This is a genomic window from Trinickia violacea (genome assembly GCF_005280735.1).
Classification (GTDB): domain Bacteria; phylum Pseudomonadota; class Gammaproteobacteria; order Burkholderiales; family Burkholderiaceae; genus Trinickia_A; species Trinickia_A violacea.
Genome location: NZ_CP040077.1, coordinates 4,022,565 through 4,040,068, shown reverse-complemented (window position 1 = coordinate 4,040,068; position 17,504 = coordinate 4,022,565). Strand labels below are relative to the sequence as shown.

Below are 17,504 nucleotides of genomic sequence, written 5' to 3'. Positions count from 1 at the left end.
AATCGGCCGAAAGGCCGAGTATGCGCGGCAAACCTCGCCGCTATAATGGTCCGGATCTGAACCGATGCTTTGCCGCCAGCCTCAACGGGCCGAGCGCGCCTTTGCTTGTTGCCTATGCGTTTTGACCTCGAGCTGCCGTCGCAGCCTGCCGCGTCGCACCGTGTCGCCGTGCTGCTGATCAATCTCGGCACGCCCGATGCGCCGACGCCGTCCGCGGTGCGCCGCTATCTCGCGCAGTTTCTGTCCGACCCGCGCGTCGTCGAAATCCCGTCGCTCGTCTGGCAAGCCATTCTGCGTCTGGCCATCCTGCCGTCGCGGGGGCGTGCGTCCGCGAAGAAATATGCGGCTGTCTGGATGCCGGAAGGTTCGCCGCTGCGCGTTTATACCGAAAAGCAGGTGGAAGCGCTGCGCCAGTTGCTGAACGTGAACGAGTATCACGTGATCGTCGAATACGCGATGCGCTACGGCACGCCGGGTATTCCCGCCATGCTCAACCAGCTCAAGCTCGCGGGTGCCGAACGCGTGCTCTTGATGCCGATGTACCCGCAGTACTCGTCGTCCACCACGGCGACGGCGTTCGACGACGCCTTCGCCGCGCTGAAGCGCATGCGCAATCAGCCGGAAATTCGCACGGTGCGCCACTACGCCGATCATCCCGCGTACATCCGCTCGCTTGCCGAGCAGGTGCGCCAATATTGGGCGGCGCACGGCAGTCCGGATTTCCCGGCCGGCGACAAGCTGGTGTTGAGCTTTCATGGCGTCCCGAAGCGCACGCTCGATCTCGGCGACCCGTACCACGATCAATGCCAGCAAACCGCGGCGCTGCTGACGGCCGAACTCGGTCTGACCCCGGTGGAATGCCGGGTGACGTTCCAATCGCGTTTCGGCCGCGCCGAATGGCTGCAGCCCTACACGGCGCCGACGCTGAAGGAATTGGGCGCCGCCGGCGTGCGGCGCGCGGACGTCTTTTGTCCGGGCTTCACCGCCGATTGCCTCGAGACGATCGAAGAGATCGGCCTCGAGGTGCGCGACGAATTCCTGCACGCGGGCGGAAAGGAGTTTCACCGTATTCCGTGCCTGAATGCGTCGCCGGCGTGGATCGCCGCCCTTGGCGAGATTGTTGCGCAGAACCTCCAGGGGTGGCCGGTCTACGCGTCGTCGCCGTTGAGCGCGGTGATGTAGCGCGACGTGTCGAAAAGCGGCGGAGCGGACAGGCCGTCCACATCGATCGAACTTCCTTGCCGGCGCGGATTGCCGCACCGGCTTGTTTCCGGCGCGGCGGCGCCCAGATGAGTCTTATGAACTACAAGATCTCGACCGAACCCGGCGCACGATTGCGCATCGACAAGTGGCTTTGGGCCGCGCGGTTCTTCAAGACGCGTTCGCTCGCCGCGGACGCCGTGGAAAAGGGCCGAGTCCGTATCGGCGGCGTGTCCGTCAAGCCGGCCAAGGACGTGCGGGTAGGCGATCTCGTCGAAATCGACATCGAGCGGATCGTTTGGCAGGTTCAGGTGTTGGGGATCTGCGAAGTGCGCGGGCCGGCGAGCGTCGCGCAGACGCTTTATGCGGAGACGGCGGATAGCCAGGAAAAGCGCGCAGCCGAACTCGAGCGGCGCAAGACGTTCCGGGAGCCGGCCGCCGCGTTGCACGGCAGGCCGACGAAGCGCGACCGCCGTGTCATCGACAAATTTTCAGGTGGGGATTGAACAACTGTTCGAACGTGGCGTGCGCGCTGCCATATTCGGTCGTGTTGTCGTTGACGGCCCCGGACATACAGATGGTGGTGGTTCCCGCGATGAGTACCAACGCGACCACCGCTATTGCAAAGGTCAGTTTCACGGTACTCCCCCTGGGAAAGCGATTCGGAAACGGGCGATTCAGCGGTTTAACGGCTTGTGGCAGGTTAGGGTTAACGTGCCTTTTTCTCGATCCTTCTGGGAAGTTTAGGGCAAACCCGAATAGTGCTCAATGTGGATGTGATAGCGAACCGGAAATCAATGTAACGGCCTATTTCGGGTGCCCGGCGCCGGTGCAGAAAGTTGCTGGGAAGCCCTTGAAATCGTCCTCTCAGCCCTTATTTGCAGCCGCGACACGCAATGATCATGTTGCGCCCTTACAACACACTATGGCGGCAAAACGGTGCCTGACAGATCCCGCACCGTCGCGCCTCGGATTCACTCTTCTAGACGACTTTCAGCGACATGGAAAACACGCAAGACAATCCATCGACTCAGAACTCCAAGACGGCCGACGAGGCCGTGCACGAGGCAGCCGAAAACGTGACGCCTGAAACCGCCGCCGAGCAGGCCGCGCCGCAGGCCAGCCCCGAGGCCGCGCTGGCGGACGCCCAGGCCAAGATCGTCGAACTGCAGGAGAGCTTCCTGCGCGCCAAGGCGGAAACCGAAAACGTGCGCCGCCGTGCGCACGAGGAAGTGCAGAAGGCTCACAAGTTCGCCATCGAGAGCTTTGCCGAGCGCCTGTTGCCGGTGATGGACAGTCTCGAAGCCGCGCTCGCCGATTCGACGGGCGATTTGACGAAGGTCCGCGAAGGCGTCGATCTCACGCTGCGCCAGCTGGCGAGCGCGATGGAAAAGGGGCGCGTCGTGGTGGTGAACCCGGTCGGCGAGAAGTTCGATCCGCATCGCCACCAGGCCATTTCGATGGTGCCGGCCGAGCAGGAGCCGAACACCGTCGTCGCCGTGCTGCAGAAGGGTTACGTGATCGCTGACCGCGTCCTGCGTCCGGCGCTCGTGACCGTCGCGCAGCCGAAATAAGCGGCGTTCGTGCATCTGTCCCCGTTTGTCGCGAATGGGTTCCGCATGGGGCAGATCCCTGTCGATGCCCGGCGTGAGAAAATGCGCGCCCTTGCCGTCAGCGATTGAAAAAAATTAAAGACCGCATCGCATTCAGGGTCTTGAAAACGATGCAGGCGCACTTATGTTGAGTGCAGGTTTGAATTTCGGGCGGCGAGCCTTACCAGACAAGGCTCGCCCCAAAGCGATCAAAAGTTAGGAGATTAGGAAAAAATGGGCAAAATCATCGGTATCGACCTCGGCACCACGAACTCTTGCGTGGCGCTGATGGAAGGCAATCAGGTCAAGGTGATCGAAAACTCGGAAGGCGCTCGCACGACGCCGTCGATCATCGCCTACATGGACGACAACGAAATCCTCGTTGGCGCGCCTGCGAAACGCCAGTCGGTGACCAATCCGAAGAACACGCTGTTCGCGGTGAAGCGCCTGATCGGCCGCCGTTTCGAAGAGAAGGAAGTCCAGAAGGACATCGGCCTGATGCCGTACAAGATCATCAAGGCTGACAACGGCGACGCCTGGATCGAAGCGCACGACCAGAAGCTCGCGCCGCCGCAAATCTCGGCGGAAGTGCTGCGCAAGATGAAGAAGACCGCTGAAGACTACCTCGGCGAGCCGGTCACCGAAGCTGTGATCACGGTTCCCGCGTACTTCAACGACAGCCAGCGCCAGGCCACCAAGGATGCAGGCCGCATCGCCGGTCTCGAAGTGAAGCGGATCATCAACGAGCCGACGGCGGCAGCGCTCGCGTTCGGTCTCGACAAGGCCGAAAAGGGCGACCGCAAGATCGCGGTGTATGACCTCGGCGGCGGCACGTTCGACATTTCGATCATCGAAATCGCGGACGTGGACGGCGAAATGCAGTTCGAAGTGCTGTCGACGAACGGCGATACGTTCCTGGGCGGTGAAGACTTCGACCAGCGCATCATCGATTACATCATCGGCGAGTTCAAGAAAGAGCAGGGCGTCGATCTTTCCAAGGATGTGCTCGCGCTGCAGCGCCTGAAGGAAGCGGCGGAAAAGGCAAAGATCGAGCTGTCGTCGAGCCAGCAGACCGAAATCAACCTGCCGTACATCACGGCGGATGCGTCGGGTCCGAAGCACTTGAACCTGAAGATCACGCGCGCCAAGCTCGAAGCGCTCGTCGAAGAGCTGATCACGCGCACGGTCGAGCCGTGCAAGATCGCGATCAAGGACGCGGGCGTGAAGGTCAGCGAGATCGATGACGTTATCCTGGTCGGCGGCATGACGCGTATGCCGAAGGTGCAGGAGACGGTGAAGGAGTTCTTCGGCAAGGAGCCGCGCCGCGACGTGAACCCGGACGAAGCCGTGGCCGTGGGCGCCGCGATTCAGGGCCAGGTGCTGTCGGGCGACCGCAAGGACGTGCTGCTGCTCGACGTGACCCCGCTGTCGCTCGGCATCGAAACGCTCGGCGGCGTGATGACGAAGATGATCAACAAGAACACCACGATCCCGACGAAGCACTCGCAGGTGTATTCGACCGCCGACGACAACCAGGGCGCGGTGACGATCAAGGTGTTCCAGGGCGAGCGCGAGATGGCGGCTGGCAACAAGCTGCTCGGCGAGTTCAACCTCGAAGGCATTCCGCCCGCACCGCGCGGCGTGCCGCAGATCGAAGTGACCTTCGACATCGACGCAAACGGCATTCTGCACGTCGGCGCGAAGGACAAGGCGACCGGCAAGGAAAACCGCATCACCATCAAGGCGAACTCGGGCTTGTCGGAAGCCGAGATCGAGAAGATGGTGAAGGACGCCGAGGCGAACGCGGAAGAAGATCACAAGCTGCGTGAGCTGGCTGACGCGCGCAACCAGGGCGATGCGCTCGTGCACAGCACGAAGAAGGCGCTGACCGAGTACGGCGACAAGATCGACGCGTCGGACAAGGAAAAGATCGAAGCTGCGTTGAAGGAGCTCGAAGAGACGCTCAAGAGCAACACCAGCGACAAGGCGGCGATCGAAGCCAAGATCGAAGCGGTGGCGACGGCTTCGCAGAAGCTCGGCGAAAAGATGTACGCCGACATGCAAGCGGCTCAAGGCGCGGCAGCAGGCGCGGCGGGTGCGGCAGGCGCATCGGCCGGCGCGGGCAACGGCGGTGCTTCGGCTCAGCCGGAAGACGACGTGGTCGATGCCGAGTTCAAGGAAGTGAAGAAGGACTGAGGCATCAGTCACATCAAGATGGCGGCCGGCGCTCGAGCGAGTTTCCGGCCGCGATGATCGCGCCTGGCGAACCTTTTGGGTTCGCCGGGCACATTTGTTTTATGGAGGGCGGCGCTTTTTTGCCGGATGGGCCGGTAACGAGAGAGCCGTCAGACGAGTCGCGAGACTCCACAGCATGCGAAAGGAGCGGCCGCGCGAGGTGTGCGGCCGGCGTTGAACCGACATGGCGAAACGGGATTACTACGAGGTTCTGGGCGTCGCGAAGAACGCGAGCGACGACGAGATCAAGAAGGCTTATCGCAAGCTCGCGATGAAGTACCACCCCGACCGCAATCCGGACAACAAGGGTGCGGAAGAGCATTTCAAAGAGGTGAAGGAAGCCTATGAAATGCTGTCGGACTCGCAAAAGCGCACGGCTTACGACCAGTACGGCCATGCCGGGGTCGACCCGAACATGGGAGCGGCGGGCGCACAGGGCTTCGGCGGATTTGCCGACGCGTTCGGCGATATCTTCGGCGACATCTTCGGCCAGGCCGCCGGCGGCGCTGCGCGCGGCGGCCGGGGCGGCCCGCAGGTCTATCGCGGCGCGGACCTGCGCTACAGCATGGAGATCACGCTCGAGCAGGCCGCGCACGGCTACGACACGCAGATTCGCGTGCCGAGCTGGGTGTCGTGCGAAGTCTGTCACGGCTCCGGCGCGAAGCCCGGTACGAAACCCGAAACCTGCCCGACCTGTCACGGCGCCGGCGCGGTCCGGATGTCGCAAGGCTTTTTCAGCATCCAGCAGACCTGCCCGAAGTGTCACGGCAGCGGCTCCTACATCCCCGAGCCGTGCGCGCATTGCCACGGCGCGGGCAAGGTGAAGGAAACGAAGACGCTCGAAGTGAAGATCCCCGCGGGCATCGACGACGGCATGCGCATCCGCTCGGCCGGCAATGGCGAGCCAGGCATCAACGGCGGGCCGTCGGGCGATTTGTACGTCGAGATTCACATCAAGCCGCACTCGGTGTTCGAGCGCGACGGCGACGATCTCCATTGCCAGATGCCGATTCCGTTCACCACGGCGGCGCTCGGCGGCGAGATCGAAGTGCCGACGCTGGCGGGCCGCGCGAGCTTCTCGGTGGCGGAAGGCACGCAGTCGGGCAAGACGTTCCGTCTGCGCGGCAAGGGCATCAAGGGGCTGCGTTCGAGCATCGCAGGCGATCTCTACGTGCACGTGCAGGTTGAGACGCCCGTGAAGCTGACCGAACAGCAGCGCGATCTGCTCAAGCAGTTCGAGAAATCGCTCGTTGAAGGTGGTCCGCGTCACAGCCCGCAGAGCAAGAGCTGGTTCGACCGCGTGAAGAGCTTCTTCGATTGATCGACATTGCGGAGCAGGAAGCTCGGCGCATGAGGCTGGTTCACAGGCCCTAAATGACAGCAGATGAAGTGAGTGCGGGCGGCGCGGTGTTTGCGCTGCTCGACGATTGCGACTCGACCGCCGCCGTGCGGTCGAGTCGTTTGTACACCGGCTTTGTGCATGAGCACGTGTGCGGCGACGGAGCCAGGCTTGACGAGATCTGCGCTGCCGCAGCCGATGATACTCGCCGCGGCCTGCATGCCGTGGTGCTTGCCGACTATGAATTCGGCCGCAATCTTGTCCTATCGAACGATCGGGGCAGCTTCAAGACACAAGCGACGCAAACGACGCAGCCTGGCTCAGCCTCGCTGCGTTTTTTAATGTTCTCGCGTTGCGAAAAGCTTTCGCGCGACGAGACCGACGCGTGGCTCTCCGGTCTGGACGGCGGTGGGCAGGAGCCGTCGGTGGCGGGTGCGATGAACGTCACCGAGAGCGTGACCGAGGACGAGTTCAACGCGGCGATCGCCGCCGTTCACAACGCGTTGCGCGAGGGCGAGTCGTATCAGATCAACTACACCTATCGGCTCGGCTTCGATGTCTTCGGCTCGCCCCTCGCGCTGTATCGGCGGCTGCGCCTGCGTCAGCCGGTGCGATATGGCGCGCTCGTCGCGCTCCCGGAGGGTGCCTGGGTCGTGTCTTGCTCGCCGGAGCTTTTCGTCGAGAAGGCGGGCGAGTGTTTGCGCGCGCGGCCCATGAAGGGGACGACCGCACGCGCGACCGACCCCGCCGACGATGCGCGCGCCGCGGCCTTCCTCGCCAACGACCCGAAGAACCGCGCCGAAAACGTGATGATCGTCGACTTGCTGCGCAACGATCTCTCGCGCATTGCCGCGACCGGTTCGGTCAGCGTGCCGGCGCTGTTTTCGGTCGAGCCCTATCCGTCCGTCTGGCAGATGACATCGACCGTCGAAGCCACGGTGCGCAGCGGTGTGACGTTTGCGGACGTGCTCCGCGCGCTCTTTCCGTGCGGCTCGATTACCGGCGCGCCGAAGTATCGGACCATGCAATTGATCGGCGAGATCGAGACGTCGCCTCGTGGCCTCTACACGGGCGCGATCGGTTGGCTGGATGCGCCGCCGCAGACTGCTGCTTCCAGCGAGGCGCCTGTTTGCGGCGACTTTTGCCTGTCTGTCGCGATTCGGACATTGGAGCTCGCTGCTTCGTCGGCGTCGGGAGCGCGTCGCGGGAGGATGGGCGTCGGCGGCGGCATCGTGCTCGACAGCGTCGCCGCCGATGAATATGCGGAGTGTCGTTTGAAAGCGCGATTCCTGACGGGAGCCGATCCCGGCCTTCAGTTGTTCGAAACGATGCACGCGACCCGCGAAGAGTGGGTGCGTTACCTCGACCTCCATCTGGAGCGGCTTGGCTCGAGCGCTCGTCAACTCGGCTTTGCGTTTGACGAGGCCGGCGTGCGTGTGCGGATTGCCGAACGTTGCGCGGCGTTGCCCGCCGGCGTCGAACACCGGTTTCGTGTGGCGCTCGCCAAGGCAGGGCACATCGAGATCGTCGCGGCGCCGCTCGCGCCGCTTGCCGGCGATGTGGCCGGCGTGATGCTCGCTCCGGATCACGGCTTCGCGCCGACGCAGGCCGCCGATCCGTTGCTTGCCCACAAGACCACGCACCGCGCGGAATACGACCGCGGCTGGCGGGAAGCGGAGGCGCACGGCGGCTTCGACATGCTGTTTTTCAACGAGCGTGGCGAGCTGACCGAAGGCGGCCGATCGAATGTCTTCGTCAAGCGGGACGGGCGCTGGTGGACGCCGCCGCTGTCGTCGGGCGTGCTGCCCGGTGTGATGCGCCGTGTTCTGCTGGCCGATGCCAGCTTTCAAGCGGCCGAGCGGGTGCTCGTTCGGGCGGATCTGCTGAATGCGGAAGCGTTGATCGTTTGCAATGCGCTTCGCGGTGCGTTGCAGGCGCGGGTCATACGGAACTAGCCGCGCTGGACATGCCGTGGCGCAGTGGCGCCCGGCGTGTGATCAGGCGAGGCGATTAGCGCGAAGGCGCAGCATCCAGCCGGCAATGCGGACGCACAATACGTGGAAACGATTCGGGGTCGGTGCGGTGGCGTCTTTGCGAAGTTGCGCCACGTCAATCAGGCAAAAAGGGCTCATGGTGGTCTCTCATAAATTAAGCGGCGTTGCCGCAGGTGGAGAGACCAAGATAGTCGACCGAGCTTCCGTGGGCTATCGGACAGGTCTGAAAAACCTATTAAATAGTCTGGAAATCTGTTTATCAGCGGGTATCTGTCGATAAGTGTCCCGTCTGAAAATGCCGGAGGGGAGCCGCTCCGGCGTCGCGTTGGTCGCTCGTGCTCTCGCGCCGGCAACGCGTTTGGCTACCCGTGTCGCATCGTACAACGGCCGAAACTTCCGATTCCGGCCGCATCCTGACTCAGAAAGTGTGCTCCGGTCCGGGGAACGAACCGTCCTTCACCGCGCGGACGTACGCTTCGACAGCGGCCAAGATGCTCGGCTGTCCATTCATGAAATCCTTGACGAAGCGCGGCCGCTTCCCGGGGAAGATTCCGAGCATGTCGTGCAGCACCAGCACCTGCCCCGAGCAATCGACGCCCGCGCCGATTCCGATCGTCGGAATGTTCAATTGCTTCGTCACTTCGGCGCCGACGAGCGTCGGGACTGCCTCCAGCACGATCAATTGCGCGCCGGCGTGCTGCACGGCGAGCGAATCGCGGATGAGCTGGTTCGCGCCGGCTTCCGTCTTGCCCTGCACCTTGAAGCCGCCGAACGCATGCACCGATTGCGGCGTGAGACCGACGTGCGCGCACACCGGCACCGAGCGTTCCACGAGAAAGCGCACGGTCTCGGCGAGCCATTCGCCGCCTTCGAGCTTGACCATCTGCGCGCCGGCACGCATCAGCTTCACGGCGCTTGCGAACGCATCGGCGGGCGTGCCGTAGGTGCCGAACGGCATGTCGGCGACGATGAGCGCGCCCGGCTGCGCGCGCGCGACGCAGGCGGTGTGATACGCGATGTCGTCGAGCGTGACGGGCAGTGTCGTCGTCTGGCCCTGCAGCACGTTGCCGAGCGAATCGCCGATCAAGAGCACGTCGACGCCCGCGCGATCGAGCAGCGACGCAAAGCTCGCGTCGTAGCAGGTGAGCATCGCGATCTTTTCGCCGGCATCACGCATCGTTTGCAGTTTCGGCACCGTAATGGCTTGCCGGCTCGTTTCCTGCAAATAAGTCATGGGGAGTTCCGTTGGTGAAGAAAGAGGAGGACCGCGCCGCCGATTACAGCGACGTGCCTTTGACGAAGAATTCCTTGCGCCCGCGCATCGTCTCGATGCGGTCGACCAACAGCGCAAGATCGTCCGCCGATTCGAGCGGATTCAGGTGTTCGGCGTTGACGGTCAGCACGGGTGCGCCGTCGTAGTAATAGAAGAACTCGTTGTACGCGTCGCAGAGCGCGCGCAGGTAGGCGTCCGAGATTTGCAGCTCCGATGGCCGCGCGCGCTTCTGAATGCGCGCGAACAGCACTTCGGGACTGGCCTGCAAGTACACGACGAGATCGGGCTGCGGCGCCGCGGCCGTGTCGATATGCGCGGCGAGCGTGCGATAGAGCTGATACTCGTCGTCGGGCAGCGTGAGGCGCGCGAAGATGTCGTTCTTCTGCGCGATGAAATCGGCGATCAGCGATGTGCCCGCCGTGCGTGCCGCGATGACGTCGCGTGCTTCCTGAGCGCGTTGCAGCGCGAACTGCAGTTGCGTCGCGAGCGCGTAGCGGGCGGAGTCGCGATAGAAGCGTTCGAGGAACGGGTTGTCGTCGGGGCGTTCGAAGAGCGGCTGCATCGACCAGCGTTCGCTGAAGATGCGTGCAAGCGAGGTCTTGCCGACGCCAATCGGCCCTTCGATGGCGATGTACGGATAGGGCGGGCGCAAATGCGGCGCAGTGACGGTGAGCGGGTTGGTCGTCATCGGCAGCCACTGCCCTTGGCCGGTTTGGCGGCGGCTTCGTTGCCGCCGCGGAGCGCTTCGAGCAGGCACTGGCAGGGCGACTTCACTTTCTCGATGCGCTGGCCGTCGACGGCCGGTAGAAACGCATCGGCCCGGCCGAGCCGCGGAATTTCGAGCGCCGGATCGATTTCGACGAGCGGCACCAGCACGAATGCGCGTTCGGTGAGGCGCGGGTGCGGCACGATCAGCTCGGGCTCGTCGATGCACGCGTCGCCGTAGATCAGGATGTCGATGTCGAGCGTGCGGGGCGCATTGCGAAAGGGACGTTCGCGGCCGAAGTGCTGCTCGATCTTGTGACACAGCGCGAGCAGATGGTGCGCGCCGAGCGTCGTCTCGAGCTTCACGGCGAGGTTGAAATAGTCATCGCCGCCCGCGTCGATCGGGGCAGTGCGATACAGGCTCGACTTTCCGAGCACGGTGATGGTGTGCTGCTGTGCTAGGCACACCACCGCGTCTTTCAGGGTCTGGCGCGCGTCCCCGAGATTCGCGCCGAGGCCGAGATAAGCAACCGTCATGGCATAACTTCCTGCGAAATTCGTACGACAGCGAGTGCAGCGACCGTATCAGTCTTCGTGTGCGCCGTCGCGGCTCGCGTCGTTCGACTGCCTGGCGTCGGCCGACTTGCTCGCCGAATCGCCCCCCTCCATCCGCTCGCCCGTCTTGCGGCTTCTCGCGCCACTGCTGCGCCGCCGTCGTTTTTTGGGTGCCCGGTCCTTGCCGCCTTGCGAAAGCAATGCTTCACGCCCGGCGGGGTCTGCGTCGATGAATTCTGTCCACCACTGCCCGATCGACGAGTCCAGCTCGCCGGATTCGCAGCGCAACAGGAGGAAATCATACCCCGCTCTAAATCTTTGGTGTTCCAGCAGCTTCAGCGCGCTGCGGCCCGAGCGTTTTTCGAGGCGCAGCTGCAAGCCCCAGATCTCGCGCATGTCGGCCGAAAAGCGCTTGTGGATCGCGAGCTTTTCGGTCTGCATGTCGAGCACGTCGTCCATCGCGCGATGCAGCGCGGGCACCGGGTATTCGCCGTTGGCCTCGTACTGCTGCCAGCGCTGCTGCATGTCGTGCCACAGGAGCGTCGCGAACAGGAAGCCCGGCGAGACGGGTTTGCCCGCGCGTACGCGGTCGTCGGTGTTGTTCAGCGCGAGCGTGATGAACTTCTCGCCATGCGGCTGTTCGAGCACGACGTCGAGCAGCGGCAGCAGGCCGTGGTGCAGCCCTTCCTTGCGAAGCTGCTTCAGACATGCGAGCGCGTGGCCCGAGAGCAGCAGCTTCAGCATCTCGTCGAAGAGGCGCGCGGCGGGCACATTGTTGATGATGTCGGCGAGCTTCTTGATCGGCGCGCGCGTCGCGTCTTCGATCTCGAAGCCGAGCTTCGCGGCGAAGCGCACGACACGCAGCATCCGCACCGGGTCTTCGCGATAGCGCGTGACAGGGTCGCCGATCATGCGCAGCACGCGGGCGCGCACGTCGGCGAGACCGTTGTGGTAGTCGAGCACCGTCTGCGTGGCCGGGTCGTAGTACATCGCGTTGATCGTGAAGTCGCGCCGCGTGGCGTCTTCGTGCTGCTCGCCCCAGACGTTGTCGCGCAGCACGCGGCCGCTCGCGTCGACGGCGTGCGTGCGGCGGTCGAGCTCGTCGCGCTTCAAGCGCTTCGGCGGCGGCGTGCCACCCAAGGGGGCTTCCTTCGGGGCGTCTGCCGGCGGCGGATCGACGAGCGCGCGGAACGTCGACACTTCGATGATCTCCTGCCCGAACTGCACGTGCACGATCGTGAAGCGCCGGCCGATCAGGCGCGCGCGCCGGAAGAGGCGTTGCACTTCGTCGGGCGTGGCGTCGGTTGCGACATCGAAGTCTTTCGGCGCGACGCCGAGCAGCAGGTCGCGCACCGCGCCGCCGACGATGAACGCCCGATGCCCCGCCTGCTGCAGCGTATCGGTGACGCGCACGGCGTTGCGCGAGATCAGATCGGGGTCGATGCCGTGAACGTCGGCCGACAGGATGACGGGTGCGTCCGGATCGCGCGCGACGGCGCGGGCGGTTTTGGCCGCGCTCTTCGTCGTCTTGCGGCGCTGTTTCGCGACCTCTTCGGTGCGCGTTTCGGGCGCGTAGTCGCTGTCGGCTGCGGTGTGGGCCGTTGCGCCGTCAGTGTCGCTTTGTGCCGCCGGCTCTTGTCCGAACAGCTTGCGGATGAGTTTCTTGATCACGACGGTTCAAAGAGATCGAGGATGCGCCAGCCCTTCGATTGTGCATGGGCCCGCAGCGTGGCGTCGGGATTGGTCGCGATCGGGTCGGTGACTTTTTCGAGCAGCGGAATGTCGTTGTGCGAATCGCTGTAGAAATAGCTGCGCTCGAAATCGCTCCACGTCTTGCCGAGCGAGGCGAGCCATGCCTCGGTGCGCACGATCTTGCCTTCGCGGTAGCTCGGCGTGCCGGTGCCGCGGCCCGTGAATGCCGAGTGCGGCTGGCCGTCGACGGTTTCCACTTCGCAGGCGATCAGCGCATCGACGCCGAACGCGCTCGCGATCGGCCGCGTGATGAATTCGTTGGTCGCGGTGACGATGCAGCAGAGGTCGCCGTCGTCCTGGTGTCCGCGCACGAGCTCGACCGCCGCCGGGATCAGCGCGGGCTTGATGACTTCGTGCATGAACTGCTCGTGCCATTGCGCCAGTTGCGCGCGCGAGTATTTCGCGAGCGGCGTGAGCATCGCGGTCAGGTACGCGTGGATGTCGAGCTTGCCGGCCTTGTAGTCGGCGAAGAAGGTGTCGTTCTCCCGCGCGAAGCTCTCGGCATCGACGATGCCGAGCTTCACCATGAAGCGACCCCATTCGTGGTCGCTGTCAGTGGGGATGAGCGTGTGATCTAGGTCAAAAAGGGCGAGATTCGTCATGAGGGCGCATTTTACTTGAAGCGGACTATTTGAACCGGGCGTTCGGCCGGGCGGCGGCCTCGCCCGGTTCGGGCGCGGCGGCGATTGCGCCCGCCGAAGCGTCGGGCGATGCGAGCATCGTGCGCAACAGCGGCAGCGTGACCGCGCGTTTTTGTTCGAGCGAAAAGCGGTCGAGGGCGTCGAGCAGCGCCATCAGGCTCGGCATGTCGCGCCGGAAATGCGTGAGCAGGTAGGCGGGGACATCGTCGGCGAGCGCGATGCCACGTTCCTTCGCAGCGTGCTTGAGCACGGCGGCTTTGCCTTCGTCGGGCAAGGGCGCCAAGTGGAAGACGAGGCCCCAGCCGAGGCGCGTGCGCAAGTCTTCGCGCACGGAGAGCCCGATCGGCGCAGCGTTGCCGGTGGCGACGAGCGCGCTCGTCGGATGCGCGCGCACCTCGTTGAAGAGATTGAAGAGCGCGATCTGCTGCGCGCCCGAGAGCCGGTCGCAGTCGTCGACCGCATAGAGCGAGACGCGCGGATCGAACGAGAACGCGGCGAGCGCGCTTGGCGGGCTCAGAAAGCGCGCCTGGCCCGGGGCGGCTTCGTGCACGACGGCTTGCAGCAAGTGGCTGCGTCCGCAGCCGGGCTCGCCCCAGATGTAGAACGTGCGGTCCGCGAGCGGTCCGGCGGCGAGCGCGCCGTCGAGTTCGCGCAGGCGCGTGACCAGTTCTGCGTTCGCGCCGGCGAAGAAGTTGTCGAAAGTCGAAGGCGGCGGGGTGCCGAGATCGAGCGTCAGTTGACGTTGGACGGTCACAATAAAAACGAATCAGTTCTTGTAGAGCGAGCTCGCCAGATAGCCACGCTTCAACTCGCGCAGCGCCGTCGAAATGATGGCGCTGACCGGGAGCGCCATCAACACGCCGAAAAAGCCGAACAGCTGGCCGAACGCGAGCAGCGCGAAGATCACGGCGAGCGGATGCAGGCCGATGCGCTCGCCGACGAGCCGCGGCGTCAAAAAGAATCCTTCGAGGATCTGGCCGACGCCATACACCACGGCGACCGCGCCGAAGCCATACCAGTCGCCGAATTGGAGCAGCGCGGCGACGAGCGCAAGCGCGAGGCCGGTCGCGTAGCCGATGTACGGGATGAACACGGCAAGACCCGTGAAGATGCCGACGGGCAGCGCGATCTCGAAACCGGCGATCATCAGCGCGATGGCGTAGAAGGCAGCGAGCACGCCCATCACGAGCAACTGGCCGCGCAGGTATTGCGACAGCACCTGATCCATTTCCTTGACGAGATAAAGCGTTTTGTCGAGCCAGCGGCGCGGAATGAAGCTCTGCAGACGCGCGAGCATGCTGTGCCAGTCGTACAGCAGGTAGAACAGCACGAGCGGCACCATCACGACGTTGCCGATCAAGGTGATTGCCACGTTGCCGCTCGTGCGGATCGACTTCCATGCCGTGAGCGCGATCTGTTGCGCGCTGCCTTCGAGCTGGCTCGTGAGCATGTCGCGGATGCTCGCGAAATCGAGTGAATCGCCGAGCCCGAGGAGCGAGAGCTTCGGCTGCAGCCAGACGTTCAGCTTGGCGATGAAGACGGGGATCTGCTGCTTGAGCTGCGGGCCTTCCTTCTGGATCACGGCGAGCACGAGCAGCACGAGCACCGTGATCATGCACGCGAAGACCAGCATCATGAGCAGCGCCGCAAGGCTGCGCGGCACGCGGCGCCGCACGAGCCAATCGACGCCCGGCTGCAGCATGTAAGCGAGAATCGCGCCGAGCAGGAACGGGGTGAGAACGGGGCTCAGCACCCAAAGCAGAATGCCGATTCCGAGCGCGAAGGAAAACCAGAAGAAGGCCTGGCGCTGGTACGGCGTGATTAGGGGAGAGTTCTGCGACAAGTGGTTTTCCCTGTGTGTATGGGATCAGATTCACGCACCAAGGCGCGAACGTTGGTCGACAGCTAAATCGCTAACTCGGGACCGGTACTTTGTATGGGGCCGGAGTCAGCGCTAAATCGCTAGCTCCGGTCCGCAACCTCGTATGGGATCTGGATGAGCGCCAAAGCGCTAACCCTGGATCGACATCGGGTAAAATCGCATTTTACCGACCTTCTCGCCCTTCCCCCATGAACCAACCGAAATCCGCCCCGAACAGCGAATCCCAAGGCCTGTCGTATCGCGACGCGGGCGTGGACATCGATGCGGGCGACGCACTCGTCGACGCGATCAAGCCCTTTGCCAAGAAAACCCTGCGCGACGGGGTGCTCGGCGGCATCGGCGGGTTCGGCGCGCTGTTCGAGGTGCCGAAGAAGTACAAGGAGCCGGTGCTCGTGTCGGGCACCGACGGCGTGGGCACCAAGCTCAAGCTCGCGTTTCACCTGAACAAACACGATACGGTCGGCCAGGATCTCGTCGCGATGAGCGTCAACGACATCCTCGTGCAAGGCGCCGAGCCGCTCTTCTTCCTCGACTACTTCGCGTGCGGCAAGCTCGACGTCGGCACGGCGGCCACCGTCGTGAAGGGCATCGCGCAAGGCTGTGAGCTGGCGGGCTGCGCGCTGATCGGCGGCGAGACGGCGGAAATGCCGGGCATGTACCCGGACGGCGAGTACGACCTCGCGGGCTTCGCAGTCGGCGCGGTCGAGAAGAGCAAGATCATCGACGGCAGCACGATCGGCTCGGGCGACGTGGTGCTCGGCCTGGCGTCGAGCGGCATCCATTCGAACGGCTTTTCGCTCGTGCGCAAGATCATCGAGCGCGCGAACCCGGACCTGTCGGCCGATTTCCACGGCCGCTCGCTTGCCGACACGCTGATGGCGCCGACGCGCATCTATGTGAAGCCGCTCCTCGCGCTGATGCAGAGCCTCGCCGTGAAGGGCATGGCGCACATCACGGGCGGCGGTCTCGTCGAGAACATTCCGCGCGTGCTGCGCGAGGGTCTCACCGCCGAGCTCGACAAGAGCGCGTGGCCGCTGCCGCCGCTGTTCGCGTGGCTGCAGGAGCATGGCGGCGTCGCCGATGCCGAAATGCACCGCGTGTTCAACTGCGGGATCGGCATGGCGGTGATCGTCTCGGCGGCGGATGCCGACGAAGCGGTGCGCCAATTGACGGCTGCCGGCGAGCAGGTCTGGAAGATCGGCACGGTGCGTGCCAGCCGCGAAGGCGAGGCGCAGACGGTGGTGGTGTGAGGCCGATGAGCGCGGCGCGCGCGATCTAGTCATCCAAGAGCGCATGAAACGGCGTCTGGAAGCCCCGCAAGGGGCGACCAGGCGCCGTTTTTTTACCGCTGTCGAATCAATCCGCCGCTTGCAGCACTCGCTCGATCGCGCTGACGGCCTGCGCCGTCGCATCGGCCGCGCAGCAATCCACGACGATCCGCTCCGGCATCGCCCTCAGCCACGTCAGCTGCCGCTTGCAGAGCTGGCGCGTCGCGAACACGCCTTTGTCGCGCATCGTTGCGTAGTCGGTCGCGCCGTCGAGGTATTCCCACGCCTGCCGGTAGCCGACGCAGCGCATCGACGCCAAGCCGAGATGCAGGTCGCCACGCGATCGCAGGCGCTTCACTTCGTCGATGAAGCCGGCTGCCAGCATCGCGTCGAAGCGGTGCGCGATGCGTTCGTGCAGCACGCCGCGCTCCGACGGTTCGAGCGCGATCGGCACGAAGCGATAGGGCGCTTGCGTCTCGCGCGCAGGCGCCGCGTGCAGCGCCGACATCGGCACGCCCGTCAGCATGAACACTTCGAGCGCGCGCTGGATGCGCTGCGAATCGTTCGGAGCAAGACGCGCGGCGGTCGCCGGATCGACTTGCGCGAGGCGCGCGTGCAGAGCGGGCCAGCCGTCGCGGACGGCGTCGGCGTCGAGCTGGGCACGCACCTCGGCATTCGCGGACGGCAAGTCATTCAAGCCTTGCGTGAGCGCTTTGTAATAGAGCATCGTGCCGCCGACCAGGAGCGGCTCGTTGCCGCGCGCGAGGATGTCGCCGGCGAGGCGCAGCGCGTCGGCGCGGAAATCGGCGGCGGAGTAGTTCGCGGCGGGATCGATGATGTCGATCAGATGATGCGGCGCGATCGCGCGCTCGGCGAGTGTCGGCTTCGCGGTGCCGATGTCCATCTCGCGGTAGACGAGCGCCGAGTCGACGCTCACGATTTCCACCGGCCGCCGCGCCGCGAAAGCGAGCGCGGCGGCGGTCTTGCCCGAGGCCGTCGGCCCGAGCAGGCAGGCGATCGGCCGCGCGTTAGCCGGCGTCGAGCTGGCGTGAGTCACGTTGTCTGCGT

16 protein-coding genes are annotated in these 17,504 nt (G+C 64.5%); 7 read left to right on the top strand and 9 right to left on the bottom strand.

All coding sequences use genetic code 11. The features are described from left to right. Positions 1 to 114 precede the first annotated feature (114 nt). Positions 115 to 1,182 (top strand): ferrochelatase, encoded by a 1,068-nt coding sequence (gene hemH / locus FAZ95_RS18435; RefSeq protein WP_137333760.1) that lies wholly within the window; start codon positions 115 to 117, stop codon positions 1,180 to 1,182. Positions 1,183 to 1,298: 116 nt separating this feature from the next. Continuing rightward, the gene (locus tag FAZ95_RS18430; protein ID WP_137334629.1) at positions 1,299 to 1,706 is read left to right on the top strand and encodes an RNA-binding S4 domain-containing protein; all 408 of its coding nucleotides are present in this window, start codon (positions 1,299 to 1,301) and stop codon (positions 1,704 to 1,706) included. On the opposite strand, the gene FAZ95_RS39380 is transcribed toward FAZ95_RS18430, so the two are convergent. Continuing rightward, complete coding sequence (locus FAZ95_RS39380) at positions 1,678 to 1,839, bottom strand: hypothetical protein (RefSeq protein ID WP_175425640.1); 162 nt, start codon at positions 1,837 to 1,839, stop codon at positions 1,678 to 1,680. The genes FAZ95_RS18430 and FAZ95_RS39380 overlap by 29 nt on opposite strands. 362 nt (positions 1,840 to 2,201) lie before the next feature. Here FAZ95_RS39380 and grpE point away from each other — a divergent pair, with 362 nt between their 5' ends. The 4 genes from grpE (at position 2,202) to pabB (ending at position 8,321) form a co-directional block, all read left to right on the top strand. Continuing rightward, on the top strand, positions 2,202 to 2,774 hold the full coding sequence (gene grpE / locus FAZ95_RS18425; protein WP_137333759.1) for a nucleotide exchange factor GrpE: 573 nt from the start codon (positions 2,202 to 2,204) through the stop codon (positions 2,772 to 2,774). 252 nt (positions 2,775 to 3,026) lie between these two features. After that, the gene (dnaK, locus tag FAZ95_RS18420; protein ID WP_137333758.1) at positions 3,027 to 4,988 is read left to right on the top strand and encodes a molecular chaperone DnaK; all 1,962 of its coding nucleotides are present in this window, start codon (positions 3,027 to 3,029) and stop codon (positions 4,986 to 4,988) included. 223 nt (positions 4,989 to 5,211) lie between these two features. Continuing rightward, positions 5,212 to 6,348 carry a molecular chaperone DnaJ gene (gene dnaJ, locus FAZ95_RS18415; RefSeq protein WP_137333757.1) on the top strand — a complete coding sequence of 379 codons (1,137 nt, stop codon included), beginning with the start codon at positions 5,212 to 5,214 and terminating at the stop codon, positions 6,346 to 6,348. A gap of 53 nt (positions 6,349 to 6,401) precedes the next feature. After that, positions 6,402 to 8,321 carry an aminodeoxychorismate synthase component I gene (gene pabB, locus FAZ95_RS18410; protein ID WP_137333756.1) on the top strand — a complete coding sequence of 640 codons (1,920 nt, stop codon included), beginning with the start codon at positions 6,402 to 6,404 and terminating at the stop codon, positions 8,319 to 8,321. Positions 8,322 to 8,778: 457 nt separating this feature from the next. Here pabB and panB read toward each other — a convergent pair whose 3' ends face one another. Genes panB through FAZ95_RS18375 form a run of 7 tightly spaced genes read right to left on the bottom strand, consistent with a single transcriptional unit; the run spans position 8,779 to position 15,129 of the window. Then, a complete protein-coding gene (panB, locus tag FAZ95_RS18405; RefSeq protein ID WP_137333755.1) occupies positions 8,779 to 9,594 on the bottom strand; it encodes a 3-methyl-2-oxobutanoate hydroxymethyltransferase in 816 nt (271 codons plus the stop codon). Positions 9,595 to 9,637: 43 nt separating this feature from the next. Continuing rightward, entirely contained in the window at positions 9,638 to 10,321 is a 684-nt protein-coding gene (locus tag FAZ95_RS18400; RefSeq protein ID WP_137333754.1) for a deoxynucleoside kinase, read from the bottom strand. Then, positions 10,318 to 10,875, bottom strand: a complete 558-nt coding sequence (gene folK, locus FAZ95_RS18395; RefSeq protein ID WP_137333753.1) for a 2-amino-4-hydroxy-6-hydroxymethyldihydropteridine diphosphokinase — start codon at positions 10,873 to 10,875, stop codon at positions 10,318 to 10,320. Before folK ends, FAZ95_RS18400 begins: the two co-directional genes overlap by 4 nt. A 48-nt stretch (positions 10,876 to 10,923) precedes the next feature. Further along, a complete protein-coding gene (gene pcnB, locus FAZ95_RS18390) occupies positions 10,924 to 12,564 on the bottom strand; it encodes a polynucleotide adenylyltransferase PcnB (protein ID WP_137333752.1) in 1,641 nt (546 codons plus the stop codon). Beyond that, entirely contained in the window at positions 12,561 to 13,247 is a 687-nt protein-coding gene (locus FAZ95_RS18385) for a histidinol-phosphatase (protein WP_137333751.1), read from the bottom strand. The genes pcnB and FAZ95_RS18385 overlap by 4 nt, the downstream gene beginning before the upstream one ends. 25 nt (positions 13,248 to 13,272) lie before the next feature. Continuing rightward, entirely contained in the window at positions 13,273 to 14,040 is a 768-nt protein-coding gene (gene hda, locus FAZ95_RS18380; protein WP_137333750.1) for a DnaA regulatory inactivator Hda, read from the bottom strand. 12 nt (positions 14,041 to 14,052) lie between these two features. Then, complete coding sequence (locus FAZ95_RS18375) at positions 14,053 to 15,129, bottom strand: AI-2E family transporter (protein WP_137333749.1); 1,077 nt, start codon at positions 15,127 to 15,129, stop codon at positions 14,053 to 14,055. A 227-nt stretch (positions 15,130 to 15,356) separates the two neighbouring features. Here FAZ95_RS18375 and purM point away from each other — a divergent pair, with 227 nt between their 5' ends. Beyond that, entirely contained in the window at positions 15,357 to 16,418 is a 1,062-nt protein-coding gene (gene purM / locus FAZ95_RS18370; RefSeq protein ID WP_137333748.1) for a phosphoribosylformylglycinamidine cyclo-ligase, read from the top strand. Positions 16,419 to 16,524: 106 nt separating this feature from the next. Here purM and miaA read toward each other — a convergent pair whose 3' ends face one another. Continuing rightward, the gene (gene miaA / locus FAZ95_RS18365) at positions 16,525 to 17,493 is read right to left on the bottom strand and encodes a tRNA (adenosine(37)-N6)-dimethylallyltransferase MiaA (RefSeq protein WP_137333747.1); all 969 of its coding nucleotides are present in this window, start codon (positions 17,491 to 17,493) and stop codon (positions 16,525 to 16,527) included. Positions 17,494 to 17,504 lie beyond the last annotated feature (11 nt).